This is a genomic window from Sporosarcina sp. NPDC096371 (assembly GCF_044762865.1).
Classification (GTDB): Bacteria; Bacillota; Bacilli; order Bacillales_A; family Planococcaceae; genus Sporosarcina.
Map to the genome: position 1 here is coordinate 65,692 of NZ_JBIWFE010000002.1, position 21,360 is coordinate 87,051.

The window sequence follows — 21,360 nt, forward strand, 5'->3', positions numbered from 1 at the left end:
CGTGTACGTACTGACAAATGGCCAACTAATTATGGAAAATGAAATACTTCAACACCATGCTGTCGTAATTGAAAATGACCGTATCCAAGCCATAATCTCTGAGGATGAGGTTGCAGCGTACAGTGATTACACAATCATCGATGCCTGTGGCGGTTATATTTCACCGGGATTCGTTGATATCCATTCTGACTATATTGAAAGCATCATCTCGCCGCGACCAACTAGTTTAATGGACTTCAATCTGGGTATTCGGGAAGCAGAGAGAATACTCGTGAGTCACGGAATTACAACAATGTTCCACTCGCTTTCGATTTACAAGGACGATGGGTTTTCACATAAACCAATTCGTAATCCGCAAAATGTCAATCGGCTTATTGATGCCATCAACGAAACGCATACGAGTGAGCATCTGATTCGTCACCGAATGCATGCACGATTTGAAATCGATAATATTGAAGCGGTCGATCAGTTTATACAAAACATTGAGGAAGGGAAAGTCCACCTCATTTCCTTCATGGATCATACACCTGGGCAGGGGCAATATAGAAATTTGGAAATTTACCGCGAAACATTAAAAGGTTTCCGTCGCATGTCAAATGCCGAAGCGGATGTAATGATTGCCGAAAGTATCAACAAAGAGAAAATTACATTGGATCAAATCAAAGACATCGCCCAAATTGCTTTGGCGAACAATATCGCCGTCGCTTCGCATGATGATGATGAAGTAGAGAAGCTATCCTTAGTAAAAAGTTTTGGTACGACAATCAGTGAGTTCCCGACAACACTAGAGGTTGCTCACAAAGCAAAAGAAATGGGTCTGTGGACAATCGCCGGCGCACCAAATGTGTTGTTAGGTGGTTCGCATTCCGGAAATCTATCGGCTGCTGAGGCGATTGGAGAACGGACAATCGATATTTTGTGTAGCGATTATTACCCTGCTGCGCTACTCCATTCCATTTTCAAATTAAGTGAAGAGTATGGCCAAGATTTACATGAAATGTTCCAACTTGTCACATTGAATCCTGCAAAAGCGGTTCAAATCGATGATGAAATCGGATCCATTCAAAAAGGGAAAAAGGCGGACTTGATTATCATTGAGAAAATGGATGATGGCTTTCCTGTCGTGACGGCATCTATTGTAGATGGGAAATTGATCACAAGGACGATGTATCGATGAAAATGAAGGAAGTACTTTTATCCAGAGAGCCTACGATTCATGCGCATGCGCAATTAACAAGCACTCGTCTGGGTGAGTTTACTGAAATTGGTTTGTACAATTTCATTGAAAACTCAGTAGTCGATGATTATTCGTATTCAGGTCAGTTTTGTTTTATCCAAAATGCACGGATTGGAAAGTTCTCCAATATTGCTGCAATGGTGCGGATTGGTCCAACTGATCATCCGTATGAGAGGCCTTCCCTTCATCATTTTACGTATCGCCAGAAAATGTATGGGTTCAGTGACCATGATGATGAACTGTTTTTTGAACAAAGAGAGAGCCAAATCGCAACAATCGGTCATGATACGTGGATTGGTCATGGAGCCATCATTCAGCCTGGCGTGACAGTTGGAGATGGAGCGATTGTCGGCAGTGGCGCAATTGTTACAAAAGATGTGCCGCCGTATGCCATCGTTGTCGGTGTTCCATCGCAAATCATCAAGTACCGCTTCCCAGCAGAAACGATTGCGGCTCTGCAGCGCATTCAATGGTGGGATTGGTCATATGAGACGATAAAAGAACGAATGAAAGACTTTCATTGTGATATTGGGCAATTCATAGAAAAGTATGATGGAAGGGGAGAATCCGATGAGACATCTGCTTGAAGTAAAGGAATTGAGTAAGTCTTTTACCATTCATCATTTAAACAAAAATATGCAGGCCGTTCAGAACATTGATTTTTTGCTAGATGAAGGGGAATTCATTGGCATCATCGGAAAGAGCGGCAGCGGGAAATCGACCGTTTTAAAGAGCATTTATCGAACGTACTTACCAGAACAGGGGACGATTCTGTATAGCTCCGAGAAGTTTGGGGTTGTTGATTTAGCGCAACTATCCGAAAGGGACGTTTTATATTTGCGTAAGCACGAGATTGGTTATGTGTCACAGTTTTTGAATGTGATGCCGCGAACGACGGCACGTGAACTTGTGGAACAATCCGTTATTGAAATGGGGAAATCACAAGAGGAAGCGAGACAGGCGGCAATAGAAGCTTTGAGTCATTTTGACCTGGATGCTGAGCTGTGGGATAGCTACCCAAACACCTTCTCGGGCGGGCAGAAACTGCGCTTGAATATTGCGTGTGCCATTGTAAAAAAACCACGGCTTTTGCTGTTGGACGAGCCGACAGCAAGCTTAGATGATGCCTCGAAATTGAAGGTCCGTGAAGTGATTGAACGATTGAAAGCAGATGGCACGACACTGATTGGTATCTTCCATGACCTCGAGTTTATGGATGGGTTATGTGACAAAGTGTATGATTTGCAGGGGAAAAAGGTCGTTTGAAAAGGAAGGGATTCGCATGAAGGCTGACTTACATGTTCACTCTCATTATTCAGATGGGTCCTCCTCGGTGGAAGAATTGATGGAGCTGGCTGCAAAGAACAGTATCACCCATCTAAGTCTCGTTGATCATGATACGACCGACGGTATTCAAGCTGCCCAAATTGCAGGAGCAAAGCATGGCATTACAATCGTTCCCGGCATTGAAATTTCTGCCTACGATTTTACAAGGAATCGCAAAGTGCATATTCTGGGCTATCAGTTTGATGAACAAGCGACGCATATCCGGGAACTTTGTCAACCGCTGTTAACAAGAAGACATGAAAACTCACTTTGGCAAATTGAGCAACTGCAAAAAAATGATTACGACATCCGGTTAGAGGATGTTGCGCAAAAAGCAAGGATGTCAGGCGTCATTTACAAACAGCATATAATGCATAGCTTACTCGATCATCATTTTATGAGTCCACTCTACCAGGAACTGTATCGAACTCTTTTCAAAGGGAATGGGATTTGTTCGAGAGATATTGAATACGTGGATGCGGTCGCAGCAGTTAAGGCCATCAAGGCAGACAATGGTTATGCGGTGTTAGCCCACCCTGGCCAACTCGATTCATACGATTTGATCCCGGAGCTGGTGGCAAACGGATTGGACGGAATCGAACGCAATCATTTTGACCATTCACAAGAAGACAAACAAAAGGTTGATCGATACGCAAATGAATTTGGGTTATTTCAAACAGGTGGCAGTGATTTTCATGGAGAGTATGGCAAGCCTATTATGATGGGTGACCTTGTCAGTCCCACTGAATTTCTTGAGGCAGTCTTCACATGAGCTTAGTTAAGCAAATCATCAACTAAACTACTTAATTTAAAGGAGAAAATCATGAAAAAAAATCTATTGTCATTTTTAACAATCTTTTTCCTTGTCTCCATTTTGACGGCTTGTTCGTCAGGTAGTGCGAATTCCAATGATAAGTTAACGATGGTTTGGTATCCAAATGAGTCTGGTAACGATTTAAAAGCAGCTCGTGATGAAATCGGCAAAGTAATTGAAGAGGTTACCGGTAAAAAAATTGAGCATAAGTTGACAACGGATTATGCAATTGCCATTGAAACAATTGCTAACGGCAACGCTCAGCTTGCCTTTATGGGTGCCCAAGGCTATATCGAGGCAAAAAATAAAAATGACAAAATCGAGCCACTCGTTGTCCCAAGTGGAAAATCGGGAACAATTGATGATGCAGTTTACTATAGTTGGTTGGCTGTGAAAAAAGCAGAGGCAGAAAACTATAAAGTGAATGGTGAATATGCAATTGATAACATTGTAAATTCTAACTTCTCGTTTGTATCTAGCAGTTCGACATCAGGATTTAAAGTACCATCCAGTGATATCATTGCGCACTTTTCAAAAGAAGATCAATGGAAAGACCTAAACCCAGAAGATTTAATGGAAAGTGGGCCATTTTTTAAAGAAGTGTTGTATGGAGATTCACACCAAGGATCTGCGGTGAACTTGCTAAGTGGACGCGCAGATGTAGCCGCATTTTGTGATACATGTGTTGGCAATTACGTCGAGATTGCCGAAGGGGAAGCCAACCAAAAGGGAAGTATCTATAAAGTGAAGGCGGATGCAGCAGAGCCTTTCAATACTGTTGCTGGAGAAGAGTTTACATTGATTAATGTGACGCCGGTGTTAAACGCACCGTTCGCTGTCAATATGGATAACTTAAGCGAAGAAGATTTCAAGAAAATCCAAGAGGTTTTAGTGTCGGATGTGGTGAGCAAGAACGAAAAAATCTTCGTTCCAGAAGACGCTGACATGGCAGGTCTTTTTACGAAAACGGCAGATGAAAAGTTTGTAGTTGCAGAGGATTCCTGGTTCGATCCGATTCGTGAATTGTCTAAATAAGTAGCCCTAGTTATGGAAGAAGCATGTACCAGACGATGCAAGCCAATCAGGTACATGCTTTTTTTAAGGTAAGAAAATACAAGATTTTCAACCTAACTTACTGTCTAGGCTCCAACGCTTTTCTTCACTTCATTCATCCAAAACGAGAGAAGGAGTTTTTTCGATGACGTTGTTACAAATTCAGAATCTCTCCAAACGCTACGAGAAAGATAAACAGGTATTGACGGACATTAATCTAGAAGTAAGTGAAGGGCAGTTTATATCTGTGATAGGCCCATCAGGAGCAGGTAAATCAACCTTCCTCCGTTGTATCAATCGGATGATCGATTCATCGGAGGGGGCCATCTATTTTGACGATGTCAACGTCATGTCGTTATCCAAAAAGGATTTGCGGAAACATCGAACAAAGATCGGGATGATATTTCAACACTATAATTTAGTCTCCCGTCTTACCGTCATTGAAAACGTACTACATGGAAGGTTCGGCTACAAGTCCACCCTCCAAGGCATGTTAGGACTGTTCACGGAAGAGGAAAAGCTACAGGCATTCCATCTACTGAAAAAGCTTGGAATGGAAGAACATGCATATAAAAGATGTGACCAACTGAGCGGTGGTCAAAAACAACGTGTAGGCATTGCGCGTGCATTAATACAGTCACCTAAACTTCTTCTGTGCGATGAACCGATTGCATCATTGGACCCGAATGCCTCTAAAGTCATCATGGATCATTTACGGGCGATTTCTAAAGAACTGAACATCACTTGTATTGTCAATTTACACCAAGTCGATGTCGCCAAAAAATATTCGGATCGTATTATTGGCTTGAATAGGGGAGAGGTCGTATATGACGGGCTTTCTAGTGAACTGACATCGGATGCGATTCATACGATCTATGGCTCTGAAGCTGGGGATCTCATAATGGAGTAGGAGGCCTACCTGTGGATATTACGATTTTCAGGAAAAAGAAACGGAATATGACGATCTTTGCGATTATCCTAATTGGCATTACACTGCTTTCAGCAAGGATGACAAACTTTGATGTTATACATGGCATACAAACCATGCCGAAAGCGTTGGGTTGGATGGGCTCGAACTTGATCATTACGGAACAATCGCTAGAAAAAATGCCGTCCATTATGGATAAATTGATCGAAACCATCTTTCTTTCCATTACTGCAACGACAACTGCAAGTGTCTTGGCTTTTTTGTTGGCTTTAATGGGTTCACAAACAACGCAGGTTAATCGCTTTTTCGGAAGCTTGAGTAGAATCGTTGCTTCCGTTTATCGAAATATCCCGATTGTTGCATGGGCATTAATACTTCTTTTGTCATTTGGTCAAAACGCTTTGACGGGCTATTTTGCGCTTTTTCTTGCAACGTTTGGTTTTTTGACACGTACCTTTATTGAAACGATTGATGAAACAAGTAGTAGCTCGGTGGAAGCACTGCAGGCAACTGGGGCTACGTATTTTCAAGTGGTCGCGAAAGCAGTTCTTCCGGAATGCTCTCCACAGATGATTAGCTGGATCTTATTCATGATTGAAACAAATATTCGAAGCTCAACGCTCGTTGGTATTTTGACGGGAACCGGAATCGGCTTTGCGTTTGATTTGTACTACAAGAGCATGAATTATAATGTGGTGAGCCTGATTACAATTAGCATTGTCGTCGTTGTCATCGGAATTGAGCTCCTGTCTAATTACGTTAGGAGGGTTATTTTATAATGACTGTGGTGAAAAGTGATCTGACCTTAAATTTGAAACAGAATCAGGCTGGGAAAATTAAGATTAGAGTGTGGAACAAGTCGCAGGTTGTCATGGTGGGGACATTTGTTAGTCTTTTTTTTCTAACGGTCTATGGTTTTCTAACTTTTGATTATAAAGGGATTGTATTAACTGAAGCTGTGATGGCTACTCTCTATAATTTGAAGCTGATGTTTTTGCAGCCGACACTGAGTCATTTTTCCTTCGGAGAGGCTGTGTACCAAATTAGTTTAACAATGGGACTGGCTTTTTTATCGACCATTTTGGGAGCAGTTCTTTCATTGTTTATCGCTTTGTTTGCAGCAAAGAATTTATCGTCAAAGTTTGTTTCAAATATGATTATAATGGTCGTCGCGTTTATTCGCGCAGTCCCGACGGTATTATGGGTGCTGATCTTTGCGATTGCGGCAGGACTTGGAAGTGAGGCGGCCATTTTAGGAATGCTTTTACATACGGTAGCATTTTTAGTGAAAGCATTTGCCGAGTCTTTTGAGGAGATGGACAATGGGATACTCGAAGCACTGCGAGCCAGCGGGGCAAACTGGTGGCATATCGTTACACATGCAGTAATCCCTTCGACAGCAACATCGCTGTTGTCGTGGACTTTCCTTCGCTTTGAAACAAATTTTACGGTCGCGGTTGCTATGGGTGCTGCCGCAGGGGCTGGTGGAATTGGATTTGAGTTGTTCATGGCTTCCGGCTTTTACTTCGATTTGCGTGAAGTAGGTTACATTACGTACGCAATCCTAATCGTTGCAATCGGACTCGAGATGTTATCAACTCAATTGAAAACACGCTATTTGATCAATGCACCCGTAAAATAGTCTGAGGCGACAGTTGCATATGTACCTTAGCCATAAATACTAATGCTGAAAAGCCCTTTGATTTTTTAATCGAGGGGCGGTTTTTTGGTTGTGGAATACAACTGTCACCATGATTACTATCGTTTTTTTTAGATTTTTGAACAAGTCACATGACAATCGCATAGTGTAGTGATGAGGTTAACGAGTAACGGGGAGGAATGGAATGGCAAACTTTCAGGCGTTTAATGGCGTTGTCACGATGATTGATGACTTTTCGATAGGACAAAATAATGAAGCCGGTTGCTATAAACTACTATCTGTAGATGATGGGTATGGTGCAACAGTAAATTTTGTTGTAGCTCCCACGACTTATTTTGTTGACCACGTAATGGTGAACGTAGGCGATAGGGTGACTGGATTTTATGATGCAAACGCCCCGGTTCCTCTTATATACCCTCCGCAACTTCGAGCACTTGTCATGGCAAAAGATACGCCTTATCAAAACGTGAAAGTAGACCATTTTAATCGTCGACTAGAAAGTAGCGATGGTACTTTAAGATTGAACATATCCCGGGATACTCAAATCGTATTGGAAAACGGTCAAGCTTTTACAGGTAATATTGCAGATCGAAATTTAATCGTTGTCTATGGGGCTACCACCAGAAGTATCCCAGCCCAAACGACACCTTCAAAAATTATTGTGATGTGTTAGTGGTTTGAAATGAATGACAGATACCTAGTCAAGCGATTCAGTGAGTCGCTCCATTCACACTACAACATCCTCTAATCGGTTTTCCGTATCGGGGATGTTGCGTTTTCTATATTTTCAAAACTAAATCATATTAGTAGTTGTATTTATGTAATAGTATGATTATAATAAAACCTATTGGTATAATAGGGATTTAGAAAAGAGGGATATTTTTATATGGGAATAATACAAAGTGATGAAATGATCGACACGATTTTTACCGAACTGGACAGCAACTTTGACAATATTGTTGCTTGGAGAAGGCATATGCATCAGCACCCTGAGCTTTCATTCCAAGAAGTGAAGACTGCCAAATTCATAGAAGAAAAGTTAATAAGCTTTGGGTTGGATGTAAAGACGAATATTGGTGGAAATGGGCTTGTCGCAGTGTTGTCTGGAGAGCAACCAGGCAAAACGATTGCTTTGAGGGCAGATTTTGATGCACTTCCGATTAATGATGAAAAGGATGCACCTTACAAGTCCTTGAATCCAGGGGTGATGCATGCTTGTGGCCATGATGGTCATACGGCTGCTTTACTTGGTACAGCGCAGACGCTTAGTAAATTCCGGGGAGCTATAAAAGGAAAGATTGTGTTTATTTTTCAGCCTGCAGAGGAACTACCACCTGGTGGAGCGAAATTTATGGTGGAGGAAAATGTATTAGAAGACGTGGACTATGTATTTGGTGCTCATCTTGCTTCAAGCATTCCATTAGGGGAAATCGCAGTTGGAGAAGGATATAAGCAGGCAGCTGTTGATAAGTTTGATATTTTGATAGAAGGAAAAGGCGGACATGGAGCTCGGCCACATGATACGGTTGACTCGATTGTAGTGGGTAGTGAAGTTGTCAATTCATTGCAAAAAATCGTGAGTAGAAGGGTAAATCCGTTGCAATCAGCGGTCGTCACTATTGGTGTGTTCCAGGCGGGCAATGCATTTAACGTAATTGCAGATACGGCGAGATTGGAAGGTACCGTACGTACGTTTGATAAAAATGTGCGAGAACAAGTGAAAGAAGAGATCTACTCCATTGTGAAAGGAATTACAGAAGGATTTCACGCTGGCTATCAAATTGATTATCTCCATGGATATCCTGCCTTATATAATCATCCCAAGGAAACAGACTTGGTTAAAGGGCTTTTTTCGGAAGTCCTTACTGAAAGTGCTGTGATTGAACTCGAACCATCGATGGGTGCGGAAGACTTCGCTTATTATTTACAAGAGAGACCTGGAACATTTTTTTCGGTAGGGGCAAGAAATGAAAACGACAATACAAATTACCCCCATCATCATCCTAAATTTGATTTTGATGAGCGAGCTTTGTTAACGATTGAGAAGGCATTTGTGAAGATTGTATCGCACTTTTTATTTTGAAATTAAACCGAGTTAATAAATAGGAATACATGAATTAATAGATTTGTATACGAAAAGGAGATGGAAGGTATGAAATCAACTAAAATTGCAAAACTCTTATCCGTTGTCGGACTCAGTATGATGATTGCGGCTTGTAGTGCAGATGAGGCTTCTGATGAAAAAAAACCTGCTGAGCAGAATACAGAAAATAACCCGGGGCAAATTGTTGTCGAGGATGAGCGGATAAAGGCGGAAAATCCTGCTGCATCACCACAATTGGCTATCAATCGCGGAGATACGGTCGTTGTGGGATTACAGGAGCCAGGTGGCGTGTTTACACCTTATTTCAACACAAGTGGGTATGACGGCAACGTACAATCGGTTATGTTCCCTGCATTGGTTGATATTAATGAGAAGGGCGAATCAATTCCAGGTCTTGCCCAATCTTGGGATGTTTCAGCAGATGGATTAGTCTACACATTTAAACTGCGTGACGGTTTGCTTTTCGATGATGGCACACCATTTACAGCAGAAGATGTGGCGTTTACATTGACGTTGCTACATGATCCAAACTATCCGGGTGGCACGGATATCACCGAAGCGAATGTCGTGGGCGGTTTGGATTATAAAAATGGTGATGCGACCGAAGTTTCAGGCATTCGTATCATTGATGAGAGCACAATTGAAATCACAACGGAAGAAGTAAATGCACAATCGTTGCGCTTACTTGGTGGTCAGATTTTGCAAAAGGACTATTATGGAAAAGCTTATCAGAAGGGGAATCTAGACTATTTAAATAGTTTGCATTTGAAACCGGTTGGTGCTGGACCTTTCCGCTTTGTGGACTATTTACCGGGCCAAGAAATTCGCTTTGAGGCCAATGAGCATTTCTATGCTGGAAAGCCTGAAGTGGCACAATTCATTTACAAAACGACTGAAGGAGACTCCCAGCAGTTTTTCCAAACGGGCGAACTGGATTATAGCGCTCTAGCTGCGAATCAGGATAACTTTGAATTTTTGCAAACCCTAGGATTTGCAGATGTTAATGTATACACGTCGTCGGCATACGGCTATATATCATTCAACCACGAAAAAGAAGTTTTCAAAGATCCAAAGGTTCGTCAAGCGTTTGTGCTTGGTTTAGATCGTGAGACGATTATTGCTACACATTATCAAGGGTTTGCCGAGGTAGCGAATATTCCTGTATCGCCTACTTCTTGGGCTTATACAGATGAAATTGGTAGCACTTCATATGATCCTGCACAAGCAAAAGCACTATTGGAAGAAGCGGGTTGGAAGGAAGGTTCTACAGGCATAAGAGAAAAAGACGGGAAGAAGCTCGTTGTGTATTACTTCACTACGGCGGGTGGGCTTGGAGATACATTAATCCCGATTGCGAAAGAAAATTATAAGGAGATTGGTATCGATCTTCAAGTAGAACAAATGGACTTCAATGCATTACTTGCACGCGTAGGGAATGGCGATCATGATTTAGCATCCTTTTCAACGACAATGTTAACGGATCCATACAATGGGGTTCAAAATTTCCATTCGAAAAGTACATCTTCTACCTTTAAAGGCTATGGAAATGATGAAATCGATGCCTTAATCGATGCGACGATTGCCTCTAATGATCTCGAAGCGCGTACAAAAGCACTTCATGAGTTGTATAAAGGATTAGAAGACAATCCGCCAGTGATTTATATGGATTACAAGAAAGTTTTAAGTGGTACAAATGCTAGGGTAGATGGATTCAATCCGAATGGCTACCGAGGAATTGCGTCTAGTTTGAAAGACTTACAAGTAATTGATGTAAGTAAATAAGTGAATGCATAGATTGTAGAACAGATTGACTAGTATTGGTTTAGGCGTATCCAGTATCAAATCTGGGTACGTCTATCTTGGCGTCTAGGCTCCAGCGCCTAGCCCCTCGAGTCGCTTGGGCCTACAGGATGTAGGTCATGCAGTCGTTGCCACAGGACGTGGCGTTTTTAGACTGCCTTCCTACTTGCTGATAAAGGCAAAGAGCGCCTTTATCTTCAAGCCTTCCAGCGCTTGTCGGGGCTGAACAGGCGCTTGCGCTTTTGGTGTTTTTAATAATGAATAGGGGAGTTGATACTTTGAGAGGCTATGCGTTAAAACGATTACTGTATTTAATCCCGACGCTGATTGGTGCGTCCGTACTTATTTTTTTCCTATATTCCTTGGTTCCCGGAAACTTTGTGGATGCAGATCCCAATTTAACGATTGAACGCAAAGCTGAGCTTTACGCCTTATATGGTTTTGATCAACCTGAAATAAAAAGGTATTTTATATGGATTGGGAACCTACTCAAAGGGGATTTTGGTTATTCCTTGCAGTTTCAACGTCCTGTAGGTGAGGTTCTTGGAAATTATATTTGGAGTTCTTTTTTCGTAGCTTTGGCTTCACTTGTCCTGACATGGATCATAGCGGTTCTCATTGGCGTTGTATCAGCGGTTCGCCAGTATTCTCTTTTCGATTCCTTCATTACTGTACTCGTTTTTGCCGCGATGGCAACCCCTTCCTTTTTCCTTGGATTGCTGGCCATTAAATTCTTTGCCGTAGATTTGGGTTGGTTCCCCGCAGGTGGCATGATTACGACTGGGAGTAATTATACGGGTTGGGCCTATGTGAAGGACGTTGCGCAGCATATGGTACTACCCGTCCTGGTACTAACAATGCTGGGTATCGGTGGGTTAGCGCGCTATTTCCGGACCAATATGTTGGAGGTCATTAAGCAGGATTTTGTACGTACTGCAAGGGCGAAAGGCTTGAAGGAGAAAGTGGTTGTATTTAAGCACGCCCTACGAAATGCATTACTTCCTGCGATTACACTTTTCGGCTTTGAATTGCCTGCACTCTTTAGTGGTGCGATTATTACAGAGCAGATTTTCAATTGGCCTGGAATTGGGGCTATTTATATGCAGGCATTCACCGTTCGTGATTATCCACTGTTAATGGGCTTTACGATGTTCATCGCATTATTGACAGTGATTAGTAATTTAATAGCCGACTTATTATACGGTGTAGCTGACCCAAGAGTACGGCTGAAGTAAACCGAGTCATCTTATAAAAGCAAGGAGTTGAATAGATTGGTAAATCCTTCAGTTGTGACTGTCACGAAGAGCAATGCAATGAAACAACGAAAATCCTCCCTATGGGGGCAAGTATTTCAACGTTTACTTAAACAGAAAATAGCTCTTTTAGGATTAGGATTTCTGATTTTCATATTTGTGTTTTCATTTATTGGTCCGTTTTTTTCTCCTTATGTCAATTTAGGTGTAAACCCAACAAATATCAATCAGCCACCAAATGCTACACATTGGTTAGGAACCGATAAATTAGGGCGGGATGTTTTAACGAGGCTCATGTTGGCCGGAAGAATTTCTTTAACTGTCGGTCTCGGGGCGATGGTGATGTCCGTTACAATCGGTTCCTTATTGGGGATTATGGCGGGCTACTATAGAGGAATTGTCGACCAAATTGTCATGCGAACAGCCGATGTGTTAATGACACTTCCTGGATTGCCTTTGTTGTTTATAATGGCTGCTGTCATGTCAGAGTGGAAGATTCCTACCGAGCATAGGCTCTACATTGTTATGCTCATGCTAAGTTTAGTGGGTTGGCCGGGGCTAGCGAGACTGGTGCGCAGTCAAGTGCTCAGTTTGCGGGAGAGGCAATTTATCCAGGCGACAGATGCATTAGGATTACGGGATCGAAGAAAATTGTTAAATCATTTATTGCCAAACATTGTGCCGCTATTGATTGTTTCTGGGACATTGAGTGTCGGTGGTGCGATTTTAAGTGAATCTACACTGAGCTACTTTGGATTAGGGGTTGTTCCTCCTGAGGCGTCTTGGGGCAATATGATTACGGCTGCGAACTCACTCATTGACTTTCAAAAGCGTCCATGGCTATGGATTCCACCGGGAATGGCTATTTTTATGACAGTTATTAGTATCAATTTACTGGGGGATGGACTGCGTGATGCGATCGATCCCAATATGAAACGGAGGTGACTGCGATGGCGAATGAGCCTATTCTTCAAGTGAATCATTTGTTAACGCAATTCCATTCAGAGAATGGCAATGTGAACGCAGTGAACAATGTCAGCTTTGAGATTCAAGAAGGGCAAACGGTATGTCTTGTGGGGGAATCAGGATGCGGAAAAAGTGCAACGGCCATGTCAATTATGGGCTTAATCGATCCTACGTCAGGACAGGTGAAAAGCGGGGAAGTACTCTTTAACGGCCGAGATTTATTGAACATGAAAAAAGGGGATCTTCGCAGAGCCCGAGGCAATGAATTCGCAATGATATTCCAAGAACCGATGTCTTCTCTGAACCCCGTTTTAACGATTGGCGAACAAATCACGGAGCCATTACTGGAGCATGAAGTACTAACGAAAAAGGAAGCGAAGAAAAAGGCGCTGGAATTGATTGAGCTTGTGGGAATCGGGCGAGGTCCTGAAATCTTTGCTTCGTATCCACATCAGTTAAGTGGTGGGATGCTGCAACGCATTATGATTGCCATAGCACTTTCTTGCAATCCTAGCTTATTAATTGCGGATGAGCCGACGACAGCTCTTGATGTAACGATTCAGGCTCAAATCCTCGATTTACTACGAGTATTGAAGAAAGAGCGAAATATGTCGATGCTGCTCATTACCCATGACCTAGGTGTCGTTGCAGAAGTGGCGGACTATGTAATCGTTATGTATGCAGGCAAAATAATTGAGCAGGCATCCGTGATTGAGTTATTTACGAATCCTAAGCACCCGTATACGAAAGGGTTACTGAAAGCAAAACCAGTTATTAATCAGCGAAGAGAAGAGCTTTATACGATACCGGGGCAAGTACCCAATTTGGTTGATTTGCAGCCGTCTTGCTATTTTAGCGAGCGTTGTGAGCATTGCATGCGTATTTGTACGGAAAAAGCTCCTCCCATCAAGCAGCTGGATAATGGTCATCAGGTAGCGTGTTGGTTATATGAAGAAGAGGTGAGCGTATGAGTGAGGCGTTGCCTTTAATAGAGGTGAGAAATTTAAAGAAATACTACGGAGAATCTAGCAATATTTTCAAACGCAGTTCGGATGTTGTGAAAGCCGTAGATGGCGTCAGTTTTACCATCAATCAAGGTGAAACATTCGGTCTGGTAGGAGAATCTGGCAGCGGAAAAAGTACAATTGGCAAAAGTGTGTTACGTCTTTCTTCCATAACATCAGGGGAAGTGCTGTACAACGGACAGAACCTGCATCATTTAACAAAGAATGAAATGAGAAGCTTACGTCCGAAAATCCAATTTATATTTCAGGATCCTTACAGTTCACTCAATCCCCGAAGTAGAATCGGCGATGCGATAGGGGAGGCCCTCATCGATCACGGTTTATGCAGTAAAAGCGAAGTACGGCAAAAAGTGCTTGAAGTAATGGAAATCTGTGGTCTCTCTCCTCATCACATTGATCGCTTTCCTCATGAATTTAGCGGTGGGCAGCGACAGCGGATTGGAATTGCCCGGGCAATTATCCTTCAGCCCGACTTTATTGTTGCTGATGAACCTGTTTCTGCACTAGATGTCTCCATCCAAGCACAAATCATTAACTTATTTAGCAAGTTGCAAAAAGAGAAGAAGATCACTTTTCTATTTATCTCTCACGACTTAAGTGTGGTGGAACACCTTTGCTCGAAAATTGGTGTCCTCTATCTTGGGACGATGATGGAATTGGGAAGTCGTGATAGCCTATACGGCAATCCGCTCCATCCTTATACGAAAGCATTACTTTCTGCGGTTCCAATACCCGACCCAACATTGAAACGGGAGCGGATGATCTTAAAAGGGGATATCCCAAATCCAGCCGATCCTCCAAAAGGATGTAAATTTCACACACGCTGTCCATTTGCTACGGATATTTGTCGTGGAGAAATCCCGGAATTCCGGGAGGTTGAGCCAGAGCACTTTGTAGCATGTCATCTTGTTTAATCATTAGTAATAGAAAAAAGGATCGTTCGGCTAACAAGCTGAATGATCCTTTTTACGTTGAATTTTAAACTAACTCGATGCTGATTTCTTTGCTTTGGGGAGCCATCTCATAAATTTTACAGTTGCTAGACAGCAATTGTTCGAGTTTAATGAGCTCATGCTTCTCCAGATACAATCCAGAAATCCCCGTTTCCGTCAATTGATAATCACGTTCTATGAGTTTATCAAATTTCAGTTGTAACAACGTTTTTACTCCATTAAGGGTCACAAATTTTATGGTATAGCCGTCTAGGATAATTGATTTAAATAGGTCTTGATCCGAATCTGCAAGTTCTACAAGATGAGTAAAGTCAAAACGAGAATCCAAACGATCCCAAGGAGTTACATCCCGCTCGTCAATTTGATGTAGCAATTCTTGATCTGTTATGCCATGACTACGAAGCGTTTCAATCATATAAGCAGTCGGCAATGAAATTCTATTAGTCTCCACAATAAAACCTCCAATTAAAATTCTATTTAAAGCAATTGAACTATCACTATTATCTTGTATAGCAAAAATAAAATCTAGTTTAGTGTAGCCTCCCCCCAGCCACTTACAGTATGTATCAATTTCCATATTTTGTTCACTTGATGGGTTGACCATCCAATGCAAATAATATATAATCAACCATAATAATCCAGTTCGGAATAATTAAAAAATTATCAGTATCGGTTGCGTGTGAACTACATTGAAGTAGATAAAGTTAAACAACTTAGAGAAAGTCTTCTTATATTAGTACGGAGTATACAAGGTCTTTAGAGTTTAAGTTTTTATAAAAGAGGGGGGCTAGTTATAAGTAGTACTGGGAATCAAAGCATTAGTTATCTGACTTGATTCTACTTTGTTCAATAGCATCGAGTCTACCTGAACCATACATCTATGGATAAATCGACTAATCTAAAGTACTCGTACTTTTATAGAATCCATATAAAAAATGGCGGGAGGGAAAATGAATATGAAAAAAGTATTTTCAATGATCTTATCGTTGGTACTTATTGTTACCATGATGCTTCCAACGGGGAGTAGCTCGGCTGCAACAAATGATTCGGATGCAGGGTTAGGGTATGTTGATATTGCCAAGGATAAAGTGGAAATTGGAAATAATTCTATTAAACGAACTTTTGATGTTTCGGATTCTAAGTTAAATACAACTTTAATCAACAATAATAGAATTGCTAAGGATATAGTTCCTGGAGAAGGTTCAGAGGATTTTGTCATAAAATTGGTCTCCGAAGACCAAAAGCCGGAGGAGCCTAAAGGACCTGTGAATGCGGAAATTCCTGACGCACAGAAGCCTAAGACGCAAATTGATCGAACAGACTGGTTGGTAACGGTCTACGACTCGGTGGGTAAAGCTAAAGATGGTGCTAAGTTACTTGATAACGATGATAGTACCTATGTGGATTTCTCGGATGGGAGTAAAGCATGGCCTTATGAAGTCGTTATCGATCTAAAGGAAGAAAAGACAATCGGATCTTTTGGCTATCAAAAGAGACCTGGATATCAAGATAAAGCTTATGGGATCAATGGAACGATCGGAAAGTATAAAATTATGATTAGTAGCGACGGTGAAGATTGGACAGATGCGGGATCAGGGGAATTTACCGCAGGCGACTATAATCTTCATACAGTAAACAATCTCTACAATGTTGGAGATATGGTCTACGGAAACTTGGAAGAGGCTAAAGAAGCAAGATTTGTTAAAATCGTTGAATTAAGTGGTGCGCTATCGAATGATATTTCCTTTACAGGTGCTGAACTTCACCTGTACGAAGATACATTAAAAAGTACGCCACAGGACATCGTTGATAGAGCAGGATGGAGTGTAAAGGTTACTGATCCGAGTGGAACGGAAAAGAGTGGGGCAGCGTTACTAGATGGAGATAACAACACAATCGTTGATTTTGATAAAGGTGTAAAAGAGTGGCCGTATACGGTGACTGTTGATATGGGGCACGTTGACATTATTGGTTCTTTTAGTTATCAAAAGAGACCGGGCTTTCCAGACCAAGCATGGGGGATCAATGGAACAATCGGGAAGTTTAAACTTCAAGTTAGTACGGACGGAGAAACTTGGATTGATGCTGGAGAATCGGAATTTATAAAAAAGGAATACAATCTCCATGAAGAAGGCGGTTTGTACAATGTAGGTGATGTAGTATTCGCCAGCCTTGATCAACCAAGGGAAGCAAGATACGTTAGAATTGTTCAGTTAAGTGGTGCATTATCATCTGATATTTCATTTACGGGCGCTGAGTTAAATTTCTTTAGAGACTCCTATAGATTTAAGTTTGCATCCAAATCGAATGAAGGTGGAGCATCTAAAGAAGATGTAATTAAAGCAAGTGATTTAAAAGTTAAGCAAGTAGATGAAGTAGAATACGAAACAGGCAAGCGGGTTCAATTTTTATTTGAAGACTATGAAAAAGGTAAATCTGTGTGGACTATTAAGTACAACGTATTTGTTGAGGATAACTCTCCTTACTTGAGAAGTAATGTAGAAATTTCATCTTCAAATAAGGATGTTGCAATTGACTATATTGATGTCGATAAATTTGTATTGCCTAATAATGTGGAAGGACTTTTTCATCACCCACCATTAAGTGATATTTCGTCAATGTGGATTGGGAAATATGAATTAGTATTAGGTCAACCCATTTATGCAAATGGCATGTTCTTTGGATCAGAATTCCCGGCATCGGATACTGATGTAGTGGACAATATAATGCAGGTAAGATATTACTCTGGAAAAGACTTTAACAAGCTCGCGGAAGATAATTACCTCAATGCAGATGGTAGCTTTACTACATGGAATAGCGTTATGGGGGCTGCTGCTGGGACTGAAAAGGATGTCGTTCAAACTGATTTATTCGCATATATCGATGACATAGCGACAAAGACTGAATTTAGAAAGCAGTATAACTCTTGGTATGACAATATGCTAAATATTTCAGAGGAAAGCATTGCTAATTCATTCTATGGAACTGAGAAAGAGTTGAGTAAAAATGGAGTAGAGCCTTTGGACTCTTATGTTGTCGATGATGGTTGGAATGCATATGAGACAGTTGATTCAAGTGGTCAAGCAACAGGCTCACCTTATAAAAACCAAACAGGGTTTTGGGAATTTAACAACAAATTCCCTAATGAATTATATACAGCAAGTGACATGGCGAAGAACTTTGGTTCAACGTTTGGACTGTGGCTTGGGCCACAAGGTGGATACAATTATTTTGGTGGTTTCGCTGAATTCCTTGAAAAGAATGGCACAGGCCATGTTACGAATGACTATTGGAAAAGTGTAGATGTTGGTTCCAAGACATATGTAAACAATTTGACGGAGCTATTTTTAGATTATCAAGACAGATTTGATATTGAATATTGGAAATTAGATGGATTCGCTTTGAGACCTTCTACCGATGGGGACAATAATCACATGGTCGGTGGAGACAACAATATGTACTACACGGCAGAGCTTTGGGAAACATGGATTAAGTCATTTGAAGCAATGAGACAAGAGAGAGCTGAAAAAGGCAGAGGCCTATATTTAAACCTAACCTGTTATGTAAATCCAAGTCCGTGGTTGCTACAGTGGGCAAATGCGGTTTGGGTTCAGGATTCTGGGGATAATGGATTTTTGAGTACTTATGGCGGAACACAGGCGGAACAAATGATGTCTTATCGGGACAATGTGTATTTCAATATTTTCAAGAAAAATGATTTGCAGTTCCCGTTAAAAAATGTTTACAATCACGATCCGATTTACGGAGTATCTGCGGGTATAAAGTTTACGGACGATGATTTCAGGGATTATATGATGATTAATGCGACGAGAGGGACAGCATTTTGGGAGTTGTATTTTTCACCAAGTATTATGAACGATGCTAAATGGAGAATAACAGCCGATGTTCTAGAGTGGGCTGAAAGTAATGCGCAGACACTAGAAAAAGCAAAACTGTTTGGAGAGCGACCAGATCAAGGCGGTGTTTATGGTTATTCAGCTTGGAATGACGGAGAAGGCATTGTTTCATTTAGAAATGCAGGCAATAAAGAACAGACTTATACATTAAGATTGGATGACACAGTAGGTGTGTCACCGAAGTTGAAAAATGCAGAAATGGTTAAGGTTTTACCAAGAGTTGATGAAACAAGTGTGGAGATGAAGAGCTATGGTGATACATTACAGGTAACATTAGCTCCTCATGAGTCAAGGATTTATCAGTTTACATCTGAAGACAAAGCATCTGCAAAGATTATATCTGTTAAAAATATGGAGAAAAATACTGTTAGGGTTAAATTTGATCAACGAATTCAGAATCCCAGCTTTACTGTCAATGGGGAGCAAGTAGATGGAACGATTTTAGAGGATTTCAGATCAGTTGATGTTACAACGAATAAAACGATTTCAAAGGAAAACCAAATTGAGATTAGCGTCGAGAATATCTGGGGTGAATCCACTACTGCCACGGAGAAATTCTTGGGATATGAAAACGGATATGCTGCAAAGTTGTTTGAGAAAACGGATGTTGTGAATGGAGAAGACTTGAAGTCTGTACATTTTAAAGGGCCAAATATGGACCTGTTCAGTATTAAAAATACAGAATATAAGTTTAATGATCAGACACCATTGGTAGGGACAGACGATTTTTCAGTCTCGTTGAAGCTTAGAACTTCAGAAAGTAATCAGCCAATTTTAAAACAGGAAGGGGCTTATTCTCTTGAGATTGATGAACAAGGTTATCTTATCTTAAAGGTCGGAGACAATGTTATTCATTCGAAGACGACTGTAACGACTGTTGATAAAAAGGCAACGGGAACTTTTGGAACAGATCGATACAAGCCAACAACTACTTTTGAAACAACTAAAGGAAAAGTTAACGATGGAAACCTACATGATGTAAAAGTTGTAAGAGAAGCGAATGGCATGTTAAAGCTTTATGTGGATGGAGAATTATTATCTTCAAACTATGTTGAAGATAAATTCTCATTGCCGAAAGGTGAAATATCAATTGGCGGCAAAAATACGAATCTGCAGGTTGCAGCCGTAGAAATAAAAAATACAGCAGTTTCTTATGATGAAGCAGAAAAGTCTTTTAAAGATTTGAACCTGCAGGAAGGCTATAAGGAATTGGACAGAACCGGCTATGAAGCATATGCAAATTCAGAAGAGAAGCAAGCGGGCACAAATGAAGGGGTAGCGAAGAATGTTTTAGATGGGAAAAATTCTACTTGGTGGCATACGCAGTACAATGGGGGAACACCAAAGGTACCTCATTGGATCACAATAGAAATGCCAAAGGTTGAACCTGTAATGGCTTATGAATACGTAAGTAGAAATGGAAACGGAAACGTGAAAAAGTACCAATTGCAAGTATCCAATACGAACGCAGATGGTAGCTGGGAAACGGTGAAATCTGGAGAAATGGGGAATGGAGGAAGTACTTTAATTGAGTTTGATGAACCGGTTGAAGCGAAGTTCTATAGGCTGTACATCACTGAAACTTATGGCAGTCCAGCTAATACATTTGCATCAGCAGCCGAAATCAAATTGCACAAGAAAGTAGAGGGGGCATCTGACTTTTCGAAATTGGCTACTGCTTACGAGGAAATAAACCTTGTTGATGAGTCTCTTTATACACAAGAGAAGTTAGAAAGCAGCGGATTTAATGCATTAAAGCATAAAGTTGTAAGTGTGTATGAAAATCCAAATTCATCACAACTTGAAATTGATGAGGCAGTTTCTGATTTCACTCAAAACTTCTCGGATATATTATTGAAGTTGTCGGGTGGATCGCAAAATGAAATTCAAAACGTAGCGGATTTGTTAAAACTTGTTGAAGAATTTGAGAAAGCAGGAGAATTTGCCAACAGTAGTGCCGCTCGTTCTATTCAAGTTCACCTGACGTCAGTCACTCATTATGAGAAAAAGGGAGAATTGGACAAAGTTGTTAAACATTTGAAAGGCTTTAAAGAATTGCTTGCGAATTTGAACGAAAATAAGCTGATTTCTGAGAAGGCCTTTAAAGATCTAAATGCTCATACTGATTATCTGATCAATAAATAATTGTAACTCGTTAAATTTGAAGCACGTCCTCCATACCAATTTGGCGCGGGGGACGTGTTTTCAGTATTGTATGGTGTTTCTCACACAATTTCTCTATATGACTATTTCTACATCCTAGTGGATTGATGGGTTGACCTACCAAATATGGTAATATATAATAGTGAATAGTCTATCAAATT

17 protein-coding genes are annotated in these 21,360 nt (G+C 41.0%); 16 read left to right on the plus strand and 1 reads right to left on the minus strand.

The features are described 5' to 3' along the window. The first annotated feature begins 1 nt into the window (after window position 1). From phnM to ACIQ0H_RS06375, 15 genes are all read left to right on the plus strand, one after another. Window positions 2-1,177 carry a phosphonate metabolism protein PhnM gene (phnM, locus tag ACIQ0H_RS06305; protein ID WP_403412545.1) on the plus strand — a complete coding sequence of 392 codons (1,176 nt, stop codon included), beginning with the start codon at window positions 2-4 and terminating at the stop codon, window positions 1,175-1,177. Beyond that, window positions 1,174-1,824: a DapH/DapD/GlmU-related protein gene (locus tag ACIQ0H_RS06310; protein WP_403412547.1), complete on the plus strand. Its 651-nt coding sequence runs from the start codon at window positions 1,174-1,176 to the stop codon at window positions 1,822-1,824. Before phnM ends, ACIQ0H_RS06310 begins: the two co-directional genes overlap by 4 nt. Then, window positions 1,808-2,503, plus strand: coding sequence for a phosphonate C-P lyase system protein PhnL (locus tag ACIQ0H_RS06315; protein WP_403412549.1), 696 nt, complete (start codon window positions 1,808-1,810; stop codon window positions 2,501-2,503). The genes ACIQ0H_RS06310 and ACIQ0H_RS06315 overlap by 17 nt, the downstream gene beginning before the upstream one ends. Window positions 2,504-2,519: 16 nt before the next feature. Continuing rightward, entirely contained in the window at window positions 2,520-3,335 is an 816-nt protein-coding gene (locus ACIQ0H_RS06320) for a PHP domain-containing protein (protein WP_403412551.1), read from the plus strand. 51 nt (window positions 3,336-3,386) lie between these two features. Further along, window positions 3,387-4,412, plus strand: a complete 1,026-nt coding sequence (locus ACIQ0H_RS06325; protein WP_403412553.1) for a PhnD/SsuA/transferrin family substrate-binding protein — start codon at window positions 3,387-3,389, stop codon at window positions 4,410-4,412. 163 nt (window positions 4,413-4,575) lie between these two features. Next, window positions 4,576-5,340 carry a phosphonate ABC transporter ATP-binding protein gene (phnC, locus tag ACIQ0H_RS06330; protein ID WP_403412555.1) on the plus strand — a complete coding sequence of 255 codons (765 nt, stop codon included), beginning with the start codon at window positions 4,576-4,578 and terminating at the stop codon, window positions 5,338-5,340. Between the two features lie 11 nt (window positions 5,341-5,351). Then, entirely contained in the window at window positions 5,352-6,137 is a 786-nt protein-coding gene (locus tag ACIQ0H_RS06335; protein ID WP_403412557.1) for a PhnE/PtxC family ABC transporter permease, read from the plus strand. Further along, entirely contained in the window at window positions 6,137-7,000 is an 864-nt protein-coding gene (locus ACIQ0H_RS06340) for an ABC transporter permease subunit (protein ID WP_403412559.1), read from the plus strand. Before ACIQ0H_RS06335 ends, ACIQ0H_RS06340 begins: the two co-directional genes overlap by 1 nt. Before the next feature lie 202 nt (window positions 7,001-7,202). After that, window positions 7,203-7,691: a hypothetical protein gene (locus ACIQ0H_RS06345; protein WP_403412561.1), complete on the plus strand. Its 489-nt coding sequence runs from the start codon at window positions 7,203-7,205 to the stop codon at window positions 7,689-7,691. 237 nt (window positions 7,692-7,928) lie between these two features. Next, window positions 7,929-9,101, plus strand: a complete 1,173-nt coding sequence (locus tag ACIQ0H_RS06350; protein ID WP_403413422.1) for a M20 family metallopeptidase — start codon at window positions 7,929-7,931, stop codon at window positions 9,099-9,101. 69 nt (window positions 9,102-9,170) lie between these two features. Further along, window positions 9,171-10,904: an ABC transporter substrate-binding protein gene (locus tag ACIQ0H_RS06355; RefSeq protein ID WP_403412563.1), complete on the plus strand. Its 1,734-nt coding sequence runs from the start codon at window positions 9,171-9,173 to the stop codon at window positions 10,902-10,904. A 275-nt stretch (window positions 10,905-11,179) separates the two neighbouring features. Then, entirely contained in the window at window positions 11,180-12,157 is a 978-nt protein-coding gene (locus ACIQ0H_RS06360; protein ID WP_403412565.1) for an ABC transporter permease, read from the plus strand. Window positions 12,158-12,235: 78 nt separating this feature from the next. After that, window positions 12,236-13,120 (plus strand): oligopeptide ABC transporter permease, encoded by an 885-nt coding sequence (gene opp4C, locus ACIQ0H_RS06365; RefSeq protein ID WP_403413423.1) that lies wholly within the window; start codon window positions 12,236-12,238, stop codon window positions 13,118-13,120. 5 nt (window positions 13,121-13,125) lie between these two features. Further along, the gene (locus tag ACIQ0H_RS06370) at window positions 13,126-14,112 is read left to right on the plus strand and encodes an ABC transporter ATP-binding protein (protein ID WP_403412567.1); all 987 of its coding nucleotides are present in this window, start codon (window positions 13,126-13,128) and stop codon (window positions 14,110-14,112) included. Then, window positions 14,109-15,080, plus strand: coding sequence for an ABC transporter ATP-binding protein (locus ACIQ0H_RS06375; protein WP_403412569.1), 972 nt, complete (start codon window positions 14,109-14,111; stop codon window positions 15,078-15,080). Before ACIQ0H_RS06370 ends, ACIQ0H_RS06375 begins: the two co-directional genes overlap by 4 nt. 64 nt (window positions 15,081-15,144) lie before the next feature. On the opposite strand, the gene ACIQ0H_RS06380 is transcribed toward ACIQ0H_RS06375, so the two are convergent. Continuing rightward, window positions 15,145-15,570 carry a hypothetical protein gene (locus ACIQ0H_RS06380; RefSeq protein ID WP_403412571.1) on the minus strand — a complete coding sequence of 142 codons (426 nt, stop codon included), beginning with the start codon at window positions 15,568-15,570 and terminating at the stop codon, window positions 15,145-15,147. A 505-nt stretch (window positions 15,571-16,075) separates the two neighbouring features. Between ACIQ0H_RS06380 and ACIQ0H_RS06385 the strand changes: the two genes are divergently transcribed. Further along, a complete protein-coding gene (locus ACIQ0H_RS06385) occupies window positions 16,076-21,181 on the plus strand; it encodes a discoidin domain-containing protein (protein WP_403412572.1) in 5,106 nt (1,701 codons plus the stop codon). The last annotated feature ends 179 nt before the right edge of the window (window positions 21,182-21,360 follow it).